The organism is Sphingobacterium bovistauri (assembly GCF_020295405.1).
Classification (GTDB): Bacteria; Bacteroidota; Bacteroidia; order Sphingobacteriales; family Sphingobacteriaceae; genus Sphingobacterium; species Sphingobacterium bovistauri.
This window is the reverse complement of sequence record NZ_JADEYP010000023.1, coordinates 60,702-72,905: the sequence shown is the minus strand read 5'-3', so window position 1 is coordinate 72,905 and position 12,204 is coordinate 60,702. Positions and strand designations below refer to the sequence as shown.

7 protein-coding genes and 1 rRNA gene are annotated in these 12,204 nt (G+C 34.1%); all 8 read left to right on the top strand.

Annotated elements, in window-relative coordinates:
* The first annotated feature begins 2 nt into the window (after nucleotides 1–2).
* The 8 genes from rrf to IPZ78_RS12235 all read left to right on the top strand — a co-directional run bounded on the left by rrf (nucleotide 3) and on the right by IPZ78_RS12235 (nucleotide 12,204).
* Nucleotides 3–114 (top strand): 5S ribosomal RNA (gene rrf, locus IPZ78_RS12270).
* A gap of 512 nt (nucleotides 115–626) precedes the next feature.
* A complete protein-coding gene (locus tag IPZ78_RS12265) occupies nucleotides 627–3,467 on the top strand; it encodes a SusC/RagA family TonB-linked outer membrane protein (RefSeq protein ID WP_225554132.1) in 2,841 nt (946 codons plus the stop codon).
* Between the two features lie 4 nt (nucleotides 3,468–3,471).
* Nucleotides 3,472–5,013 (top strand): RagB/SusD family nutrient uptake outer membrane protein, encoded by a 1,542-nt coding sequence (locus IPZ78_RS12260; protein WP_225554130.1) that lies wholly within the window; start codon nucleotides 3,472–3,474, stop codon nucleotides 5,011–5,013.
* Between the two features lie 10 nt (nucleotides 5,014–5,023).
* Nucleotides 5,024–5,701, top strand: coding sequence for a hypothetical protein (locus IPZ78_RS12255; RefSeq protein ID WP_225554128.1), 678 nt, complete (start codon nucleotides 5,024–5,026; stop codon nucleotides 5,699–5,701).
* Nucleotide 5,702: 1 nt separating this feature from the next.
* Nucleotides 5,703–6,743, top strand: a complete 1,041-nt coding sequence (locus tag IPZ78_RS12250; RefSeq protein ID WP_225554126.1) for a DUF5007 domain-containing protein — start codon at nucleotides 5,703–5,705, stop codon at nucleotides 6,741–6,743.
* A gap of 14 nt (nucleotides 6,744–6,757) precedes the next feature.
* Nucleotides 6,758–9,901 (top strand): SusC/RagA family TonB-linked outer membrane protein, encoded by a 3,144-nt coding sequence (locus IPZ78_RS12245; RefSeq protein ID WP_225554123.1) that lies wholly within the window; start codon nucleotides 6,758–6,760, stop codon nucleotides 9,899–9,901.
* Between the two features lie 11 nt (nucleotides 9,902–9,912).
* A complete protein-coding gene (locus tag IPZ78_RS12240) occupies nucleotides 9,913–11,472 on the top strand; it encodes a RagB/SusD family nutrient uptake outer membrane protein (RefSeq protein ID WP_225554122.1) in 1,560 nt (519 codons plus the stop codon).
* 12 nt (nucleotides 11,473–11,484) lie between these two features.
* Nucleotides 11,485–12,204 (top strand): fasciclin domain-containing protein, encoded by a 720-nt coding sequence (locus tag IPZ78_RS12235; RefSeq protein ID WP_225554119.1) that lies wholly within the window; start codon nucleotides 11,485–11,487, stop codon nucleotides 12,202–12,204.

Sequence of the window (12,204 nt, the reverse complement as noted above, 5' to 3'; positions counted from 1 at the left end):
CTTTGGGTGCCTATATCGGTGGTGTTCACCTCTTCCCATTCCGAACAGAGCAGTTAAGCCCACCCGAGCCGATGGTATTGCCGTAACAGGTGGGAGAGTAGGTCGGTGCCTTCTTTTATTCAATAATAAAAACTAAAGCCTTAGTACAATCGTACTAAGGCTTTTTTATTTTATACACTTTTCTGTAATTGATCATTTTCCTAATAGTTTATTTGGTGTATTTCCAAAATTTAACTTACAGATCTAAAGGTTAGTGTTGTAAGTTGTGTGTGTTCATGTAGGGTTTTAACTACAAGTATAAACATCTTTTTTTTAATAATTTCCTTAAAAAAACATCTTTTTTGATCAATCAAGCTTGGTTTTTGCTTTTTATAGAATGTATTTTTCGAGGTATTTGTTGTTTAAATTTATATTTTCGAAATATTTATTTCTTTTAATTAAAAAATAATAATTAATCTTGTGTTGAAAACTCACCGAGTTTGACAAATCAACCATTTAATAATATAAACCAATAATAAATATTTATGATAAGGAATGTTTATATAGCGTTTTCAATGCTATTGATTCTAATATTCTATAACGCAAGTTTACAGGCCTCTAATTTTTCATTTATTTTTTTGAAAAAATTGAATAATAGGGTTGTCGATTTAGATAGCTTAAAATTAGTTGTACCTAGCTCTATAGATTCACTATCTGATACATTGAATATTGATTTCATTAAGATTAACCCCTACATTCATGTAGGAGATTACTTAAAAGGAAATGTGTCAGGTGTTTTAATTCAGTCCCCTACGGCTGAACCAGGCTCTTACCAGAATATCATTGTCAGAGGCCTTTCAAAGCCTCTATTTTCAAATTCAGATGTAAATGGAAATATTGCTGCTGTTTTTGTAAATGGTGTGCCAATTGCTCTAGAACATAATTTTTCTAGTGAATTGCAGCGTTACGGTTTTACGAAGTTAGGAACAGGTACTGATTATTTGTCTTCCATTTATCTATCAACAATTAAATCCATTGAAGTGATTAAAGACCCAGTAAGATTAGCTCAATTGGGACCTTTGGCCTCAAATGGTGCTATTTGGATTACAACTTATGAAGGATTAGCAAGTGATAGATTGATAGGTATTAATACTTATTATGGTTTTAGTACGAAGCCTGAGGTGACACCAGTAAATGCGGATTTTGAGAATAGATTTAGAAGGCAATTCTATAACAGATATCGTACAACTAATGATGATTATGAAGTACGATATCCAGGTTACTTATCAGATTCAACTAATCAGAATTATTATGGCCCTGCGACATGGCGTGATGCTTATTATTCAAGTGCACCTTTAGCTAATGTTGATCTTAATATTAGGGGAGGAACTGAAAGGGCAAATTTTGCTTTCTTTGGTGGGTTTAATAGGAATGCTATTAGTTCAGATCAATTAGGAATTAATAGCTACAACATACTTTTTAATGTAAACATGTTACCTTATGAGTGGTTGTCTGTAAATACCTTTATCAATGCGCGAAGATCAGATAGAGATAGAAATAAAAATGTAAGAGATCGGTTAACCGAAATGTCTTACTATCCCGATTTATCTACTCCAGTATCGCCAAATGGAACACTATATGAAAGTTTTTTAGCCAAATACGATAGAGAGGTTGTTGATAAAAACATCAATAATAATTTTCAGGGAAGCATTAAGATAACTGCAGATTTGTACAAGGGTTTGAAGTTTAGCACATCATTTAAAGTTGATTATAATGAAGGGAGAAGAGACTTATTCTATCCTAAAGAATTGATGGAAACTATAAATTATCAATCGGCATTTTTCTCTTATTCTCAAAGGTATATATTATCAAATTATTTGTCTTATGAAACTCAATTTGATGATAATCAGCTTAGTTTATCTTTTGGGACAGATTATCAAGAGGATCTATATCGCTATTATTATGCTAGAGCTTTCGATGGACCTAATAACTATATAAAAATTAATGTAGTAGAGGGTGATCCTGAAAAGGGAGATTATTTATCCCCTAAAGGAGGGTTAAGAGTGTTGAGATGGAATAATAAAGAGCAGTTCCATATGCAATCGTTTTTTGGCTCGCTATCTTATGCTTACAAAAATCTGTTAGATATAAAGGGATTAATAAGATGGGACGGTTCTTCAACTATTCAAAGGGATAATAGATGGATATTATCTCCAGCCGTGTCGATGCAATACAATTTGGATAATCAATTTGAGAGTGAAGATAAATTCAAATTAAGAGCATCTTACGCCAAGATTGGAATTCCTAATTATGATAGTAGATATGCAATGGGGCCGCAATATAGTAGTAGTTCTCTTGCTTGGGATGAAGAACCAACAATTTCTACATATTTCGGTTACGCGGGCTTGAGTCGTAATTATAAAAATGGATGGATAGGATATGATATGACATGGGCTTATAGTCAAAAGTATGAATTGGCTATGGAAAAGTCTTTTTTTAATTCTCGTCTGGATTTTAGCTTGGCCACATATCTTGTTCAAGATAGAAACCAAATTGTACGTATTCCTGTACCTGGAGAATATGGTTATTCTTCTGAATTAAGAAATGGTTTAGCGGTTAAAAATCTGGGCTTAGATTTCTCCGTTATCGGTAAAGTGCTGGAAACGAAGGATGATAAGTTTGGTTGGACTCTAGGCCTTAATCTTAATATAAATAAGAATGAGTTAGAAAGTCTTCCTAATAATTTGCAAGAATTAGTAGTTGGTGATCGAATACTAAAAATAGGTAAACCTATCGATAGTTATTGGTTGTATCAAAATAACGGCATTTATAATTCCATTAATGAAATTCCTACTAAGAACAATTCTTTACTAAGTATTGATGGGCTACCTTTTTCTGCTGGTGATGCAATCTGGGAAGATTTGAATGATGACGGGATTATTGATAGTAAAGATAAGGTCATTGAAGGACGATCTACACCAAAGTTTTTCGGAGGATTCAATAATACATTTTCGTATAAAAAATTTCAACTTGATGTCGGTTTAACTTTTGCCCTAGGCCAAAAGGCTTTAAATCAAAGAGCATCAAATAGATTCAATTTCATAAATAATGAATCTAGCAATAGTATATATGGTGTGAAAGAAATTTTCCAATGGCAACAGGATTTAGACCTTTCGAAATATCCTATATATAATGTGTGGAGTAATACGAATCCATATAGACTAGATCAGAATTTGTTTCTTGAAGATGCATCATATTTAAAAGTTAGATCGCTTTCATTAGGCTATGACTTATCAGATCTTTCTTCTATAAAAAGTTTAATAAAAACTGTGCGTAGAGCTTATGTATACGTCAATGCTAATAATTTATTAACTCTTACTTCTTTCTCAGGTAGTGATCCAGAGTTAATAAATTTTAATGGTTTGTATGATGGTTATGGCATGCAGTTATCAAAATCTATCACATTAGGAATCAAACTAGACCTATAATAAAATGATTAATAAGTTAAAAAATAAAGGGTTAGTACTACTTTTCACTTTATTGATTGTAATGCTGTCTTCTTGTAATAAATTATTGGATGCACCCAATAGATCTGTTGCAGGAGAAGAGTTGCACTGGAAAAGTATGTCAGAAACTAAGGCTGGGCTGTTGGGAATTTATGGATTAATGAGATCAGCACTTGTTTCAAATAATGGGCATTGGGTGTATGGCGATGTTCGAGGAGGAGATTTTTCCGTATATAGTAGAGCTGATTTGACGGCTATAAAGTCGAATACGCTTAACGCTTCATTTCCAATAGTTCAGAATTTGTCAAATTGGCAAAGATTCTACGCCGTAGTTAATGCAGCATCTGTGTTTATTGAGAGAGCTCCTCAGGTATTGGAAAATGACAACAGGTATACCGAGGCAAATTTGCAGGCAGATATAGCTCAAGCAAAGGTGTTGAGGGCTTTCGCTTACTTCTATATGGTAAGAATCTGGGGAGATGTACCTTTGTTAACCAAATCTTTTGATAACGGAAGCTTTGACGCTGTAAAGTCAAATTCAGCAGAAGAAGTTTTGAACTATGCCGAAGAACAAATTTTGAGCGCATTAGAAAGTTTGCCTTTTCAATTTGGTACCCAAGACAATAAGTATTATGGTGAGGACTGGAATAATTGGAATAAGATATTAATCAATAGAGTTAGTGCTTACGCTATATTGGCTCATATATCCGCATGGCAAGGAAAATACAGTAATGTCGACGCATATACTAAGTTTATCATAGATAATAGTTCCAAAGCAAATGTAAAAAACTCGAATAATCTCGTTGGTACTTGGGGTGGTGATGATGGGTTGACGGGAGATTATGGAATTTTCTCGACCAATTATGGTTTGGGGCAATTGGTCGCATTTAGTGCAGCTTATTGGACAGCTGAGGCTACGAATTCTGGACATATAGAGCAGTTGACTTTGGCTCAGCCAATTGTAAATAAAGAGTTTCCAGATATTTTTGTGTCCAAGGATTCTATTCTTAATATCTATGCAGACTTGGAAGATAAGAGATTTGGCATAGATACCATATCAGGGCTTTATAGAGAAGTGTTTTTCGAAGGTTTCCAAAATCAAATCCCAATTTTTAAGAAAATAAAAATTATTAGAGATGGTGTTTCCAATGGTAATTACGCCGTTTTTGGATCCAGTTTGATATTTACAAGATATGAGGAGATCGTTTTATTAAGAGCAGAAGCATTAGCAATTTTAGGTAATAGAAATGCTGCTATAGATTTACTAAACGGTGTTAAAATCTCACGTGGCTTGCCTGCATATTCGGTATTGTCTACAAAACCAATTATAGATGAAATATTCGACGAACGTCGTAGAGAATTGATAGGTGAAGGTTGGCGTTTTTACGACTTGGTAAGATATAACAAGTACGTGCAGAAAAATGCATCCTTTAACCATTTAATCTCTACCAAAGGAATTTATTGGCCTATCGCTTCTGATATCTTATCGAGAAATCCTAATCTAAAACAAAATGAATATTGGAAATAGATATAACATCATGAAAGCACTAAGATATATATATATTGTTTTTATATCCATTTTTATAATTACTTCTTGTGAGAAGGGAAATGATTATTATGTTGATTTTACTAAAAGTAATATCACATTTGATGGAACTATTTATGATTATTTCAGTACAAAACCTGGAGAATACGATTCTTTGATTTTGTTACTTGAGATATTGCCAGAAGTCAAAACTAAGTTAAGCAAACCTGACGCTTCATTATCATACTTTGCTGTGAATAATAGATCCTTTTCTTTGGCGATTGAGAATTTGAATAACGCAAGAAAAAAGATAGGATTAGGTCCTTTATATCTTGAAGATCTTGATAAACTGATTCTAGATCAGCTTGCCAATAAGTATCTATTTGATCAGATGATAAGTATAAATGATCTAAAAGATCAATGGGATGGTGTTGTATATAAATCATCCAAATACAACTATGATATGCATTGGGAGTATCGAGTTTTGACAGCCTCTGGACTTGTTGATTATGGTAATCAACAGATCGTTTTTAGTGATGTCAATAATTCGATATATAGAAGATATTGGCAGAATTCAAACACAAAATCTGTTGATTTAAATGCAACCAATGGTTATATACATACGCTGACTTCTCAGCATGAATTTGCCTTTGGAAAGCTAACCGATTACTTCACTAAAACAAAAAAGTAACATGAAAATATTGAAATCAAGCTTATTAGCGAGCTTCATCTATATGGGTGTGATATTATGCATGTTTTCCTGTAAGTCATATATTCCAGATGATATGGATGCATTGGGGGATCAAATAAAATTTACGAAAAGAGACTTCACTCCAATTGTAGGTAGAACTTCGTTTCATGAGGATCTTTTGTCAGAAACTAATAAATCAACTTTACCTCTTGATATTGAAATTTTGGATATAAAAGATGCAGATGGAAATTCTGTTAAAAAGTTATTTACGGACAAATTCCCTGTACATGTATGGCAAAGTTCTTATACAGGCAAAGAAACATCTTTAAAAGAAATAGAAGATAAAAGAACTATCGAATATAGACCCGCAATAGAATTGCAAAAGCATTCCGGCGATCTTGTTTTTTGGAATACAACCTCGTTGTTGGGATTACAAACTATTCCATCGGATGGATATTCAATGGACGTTGCAATAGGTAATAAGGGTGGATCAACTATCGATAGAGATCTTAAACTCAGATTTTATAAGCCTCGACCGTATGAGCCATCAGAATATGACCCAAATACCGGGTTGGCTAGATATTCTTATCTATGGCCTGAGCCAACTGATATATCGAATTTAATAGACGAAGATCAATTTGGTATATATGATATAAGAATAAATATTATAAAAAACTATGATAATAAAGCTCCAGGCAGCACACTAACTATTAGTACGGTGGACTCATTGTACAAACCAATAGATATCAAAAAATTTAATAACACAAATTTTGAGACATTGGTTCATGGCTTTAATCCTCGATTTGATAATGGCAAGGTGACGTATGATGTATTGTATCCGATGCCTATAGCAAATATCAAAACCAATTATACAAATTCTGACGGGACTAGATCAACATTGTATTTGGGTTATAAAAGGCTTGATGTTCTTGGTCGGCTGTCAGAATCCTATATCAAGTTCAATTTTGCGATATACGAGGAGGGGCATTGGGAAATCAGAATACGTTTCGCTGGTTCTATTCCAAAATTTGATAACGATTAACCAAGAAACCAATTATGAGAAAATTATATAGTATTTTATTATTATTCTTATGTCTTTTTGTCAACCAGGTTTTTGGTCAAAATGATATATCAATTACTGGTAAAGTTGTAGATGGAGATGGTCAACCAATTAATGCCGTATCTATTCGGGCTTTACCCAGCAATAAGACTTTGGGACTTTCAAATGCGCAAGGAGCGTATACTGTTAAAGTACCTTCAAATACAAAGAGTTTATTATTTACAGCTGTTGGATTTAGTCAAAAGACTATTTCAATAGGAGATAAAACCGTTGTGAATGTAGAGCTTGCTTCTAATAATCAAGAAATAGAAGAGGTGACTGTAGCGTATACAGTTCGTAAAAAAGAGACACTTACGGGCTCAGCCGTCGTAATTAGCGGTAAAGACATCAAAGATGCTCCTGCGGCAAATTTCACTGATTTATTGCAAGGACGTGTAGCAGGATTCAATGTACAGTTAAATAATGGAACGCCTGGTATGCGTGGTTCAATGTCCATTCGTGGTCTTAACACAACCAATGTTTCTGCTTCTGGTGGTGATGCATTCCTTGGACGTACTTCTCCATTATTTGTTGTTGATGGTGTACCAATAGAAGAGGGAAGTAATTTTGAATATGGTTTTCAATCTCAAGGACCAGGTATTAGTCCTATATCTATGATTCCTCCAGATGAGATTGAAAGTATTACAGTCTTGAAGGATGCGCAGGCGACTTCACAATATGGTTCCAAAGGAGCGTATGGCGTTATATTAGTTACAACCAAGCGTGGTAATTCTTCAATTCCTGTAATTAGATATTCGAGTAAATATTTTATGTCATTAGTTCCTAAGCTTAAGCGTGTTATAGGTGGATCTGATGAAAATAGATTACGTGTAAATCAAATATTACAATATGATACTACCTATGCAGGCGCACTAAGATTAATTAATGACTCCCCATTTCTATCGGATACTCTAAATCCTTATTATAATAATTCGACAGATTGGCATTCCTACTTCTATGCTAATCGATTCAATATGAATCATAGCTTGAGTATAGATGGTGGTAATGAAAGATTTAATTATAAGGTGGCTCCTTCATATTATGATCAAAAAGGTATTATACGAAATACAGCATTTAGAAGATATAATGTTCAATCGAATATGCGCTACAAGCCAACTGATAGATTTTTGATTAGTGCATATTTGAATGCTAGCATGGCCAAAAATAGTACTGGATCAGGTAATGCTTTTCAACAGTCAGGTGTTGCTAATTCGGTCAATACATCTTCGTTGTTACCCTCTCCTTCTATATATACAGGAAGTTTTGATGCTCTATCTGCCACCTCAACAAGTAATGACAATAAATCAGCAGGATTAGTCACAAATATTGACTTGGAGTATGAAATATTTAAGGGCTTTAGAGCATCAACTACGTTTAAATATCAATATGATCTAGCGACACAAGATCGTTTTGTCCCAGAGATATTGAATTCAGGACAAAATAAATTATACACCTACGATGATAATAATAAAAGTATATATAGCCGAAATCAAATAAGGTATAATGGTAATTTATTTGATGACGAAAGACAAATAATCCAGGCAAGTGTATTTTCTGAGGCTAGTATCAGTAGTTACAGAGCACAGGCTATGCAGATGATGGGATCAGGAAGTGACCAAATACAGGTAGGATCAGGATTCAATGCAAGAAGTACAAAAGGTGGATATTTAAATAATTTATCAGACAGAAAAAGCCTTGGCTATTTGGGATCTGTCAGCTATCAATTCGACTCAAGATACATCGTAGATATTGCGTATAGATTAGATGGTACCTCGACATCTGGTGCAGAAAGTCCTTGGGCTCATAATCCGACTGCTGGAGTTAGATGGAATTTTAATAAAGAATCTTGGTTCAAAAATTCAGTTTTTAGTGATGGTAGTGTACGTGTGACATGGGGTAGAAATATTTATCCTACAGGCTCTATTTATGATGTATATGGTAGATACTTTGTAGAAAGTGGTTCTTATAATAATCAGCAAATCGTATCACTAGATATGGATAAGATTCCAAATATAGCAATGACCCCAATTGTGAATTCACAATGGAACTATGCAATTGATTTAGGGTTCTTAGACCAAAGATTAACATTGACATACGAACATTATTATAAAGAAACTAAAGATGAGTTAGCTGATATACAATTGGCAAATATTAGTTCGTTTAATAAAATTACCAAAAATGAAAAAGGCTTAGTCAACATTGGTCATGAGGTGTCTTTTAGTTTTAGACCTCAAGTCAAGAGTGCAGATTGGTCGTTTAATACGTATGGAAACCTTTCTTATAATAAGGATTATCTGTCCAAATTGCCGAATGGTATAAGACAAGAAATATTTCAACCAGGAGATGATTCTTATATCATGATGTTGAATCGTTTGGGTAGAAACTCCTTTTCAAATGTATTGTACCACTACAAGGGGGTGTATCAGTCCGATAATGATGTACCAGTGAATCCAGTTACAGGTCTAAAATATAGAGCCACGAATAACAAAGGGGAAGAATATTTCTTTAGAGCTGGGGACCCAATATTCACAGATTTGAATGGAGATTATGTATTGGATAGAGAGGATTTAGTTGTTGTCGGCAATGCTATACCAAGGCTGTCAGGTGGTTTTGGGGCTACAATTCGTTATAAAAATTGGGGTCTACAACCGAATTTCACGTTCACCCTTAAGAGAGATGTAATAAATAGGGCTAAAGCAGACGTTTTTAGAAACTATTATAATCCAACAGAGCAAAAGGCATTGATGCCTTTGGATTTTGATTATTGGCAACAAAATAATCTTGACGCATCTTATCCATCCCCTCTTTTCTTTAGAAGAGCTAATGCTATAGATCCCTATAGATATAATTCTACTTTATTCCAAGAGGATGGCTCGTATTTGAAATTAGGATCTACGACGCTTTCTTATAATGTAAATCGAGAGTGGTCAAGCAAATATGGTATAAGTTCGCTTAGATTCTACCTAAATGCCAATAATATATATACCTGGTCGAAATATTCAGGTCCAGATCCTGAGATGGTTACGGACTTGGGATATGATAATTCCAATGGTTATCCAAGATCTAGAGAATTTACATTTGGTCTTGATATTCAATTTTAACACTTGAAGACATGAAAAGAATATATATATACTTATCAATAGCAACGACACTACTAATCTCTTCGTGTGGTAAGGATTGGTTGAAAGTCGTTCCAACTGATACCATGACGGGTAATAATTATTGGCAAACAGAGGAAGACATTAAAATGTTTATTGGTGGTTTGTACAGCAATTTTCGTATTGCCACAATGAATCAATCTTTTTTTCCATCTACGGGAGATTTGAGAGCGGCTCCTATAATTCGTAACGCGGGGTCTAATGCATCATATGATGATTTCAATTGGCTGGACTACATCAGAGACAATAATTTGGATGCTATCTTTTCTTACTATAGCAATGCTAATAAAAGAGATTGGGGCTATAAAAACGATTTCTTTGGTTTTCATCAGATTAAAAATTGGAAGAGTTTTTATAAAGTAATAGGTGCAGCAAATATAGCACAATACGAATTATCTAAGCTTGAAGATGGAATTATTAGTGAGCAAAAGAAAAGGCAATACATTGCTGAGGCAGTATTTATGCGTAATCTGAGCTATTTCTTTTTAGTTCGGTTGTTTGGTGATGTTGCATATTACACAGATGCATACTATTCAGAATCCCTAGTCAGAACCCCAATGCTAGAAGTCTTACAGAAGGTAGATGCTGATGTAGCCGAACATTATAAGGACTTACCTTGGACACAAACAAATGTTACTGAAGTAGGAAATAGACCTATGAGGGGATCAGCTTTAGCTTTGATGATGCATGTCAATATGTGGTTAGCCGGATTTTCTGAAAGTAATAAGACTGAATATTATACGAGAACTACGGTATTGGGTAAAGAGTTAATAGAAGAAAATACAGGAGCATACGATTTACTTCCATTATCTAGAACGAAGGAAATCTTTAAAGGACGTACTAAAGAGGGATTATTCGAAATAACGCAAAATTTCAATTATGGGGAATTATTCCACTTGTCAGCGATGTACGCCGACAACTTCTTGAGATATCCTTATAAGAGACCCGAAATTGTGAATTCATACTTGCATTATTCTTCAAATTTTATGTTGATGATGTATCCTTTGGGGCAGCCAGATAACAGAAAATCAGTATGGTTTGAAGAACAAAATCTCTATCAACCCAATGGAAGATTTGTTTTCTTGAAAACATTAAATGTCTTTAGGGCTGAAGGAGAAGATACAAATCCAGATGATAACTTTATCGTATTTAGGTATGCTGACGCCATTCTTTTACGCGCAGAAGCTCTTGCTGAATTGGGAGGAGGAGCAAATGAGCAAGAAGCCATAAGCCTTGTGAATAGAATTCGTAACAGGGCTGGAGCAACACCTATTAGTGCGTTGACAGGAGAGAATCTCAAAGATTTTATATGGTGGGAGCGTGTTAGAGAACTTCTAGGCGAAGGACATTTCTACTATGATTTGGTTCGGACTAAGAAAATTTTAAGTGGTTCATATTGTATACCTATATCTATTGATGCTTTCTATAAAGGTGCTTGGACGTGGCCAATCGACCAAAGCGCGCTTAATAACAATCCATATATGACGTTAAATACTTATTGGAGTAGTAAATAAAAAATTAGAATTATGAAGAATAAATTTTTTTGTTCGATCCTGGTAGCCCTGTTTCTGCTGAATTTCTTTGCGTGCGAAAAATCTCAATATATAGATTCTGGTGTGTTTCAAAATGATTTTAAGGGTACTACTATGGACTATTTAAAATCAAGACCTGAATTGTTTGATTCATTAACTAAAATTATTGATCAAGCAGATTTAGCTAATGAAATAAATATGGAAAGCAATACTTTTTTTGCTCCACCAAATATTTCAATCATGAAATCGGTAAGACATCTAAACTATCAGTTGAAAAATAATGGACAAGACACCATTAAGAACTTAGATAAAATTGATAAAGCAATATGGAGAGAGTTTTTGCAGATGTACATCTTTCGTGGATCAAGAATGCTAAATGACTATCCGCAGGTGGATACCAATAGAATGACAGCTTTCCCAGGTCAAGGCTTTGTTTCTATTGGAAATAATAATATGAATATCGGTGTAATATACAATGATGTAAAAACCAAAAATAATGAAGGTCAAGAGCAAGTTGTACAATACGCGGGGTATAGACAATTGTATTTTTCTTCTGTAGATGTAACTAATGAGCTTGGTAGAATGATCAATGTGCCTGTGGCAACATCCAATTTGAAAACCAGTAATGGTGTTATACACGTTTTGAATTTCTCCAAGCACTCTTTGGGATTTTCGGGGCAATATTTCGCAAGTAGAGCTTATACATTCTTTTAA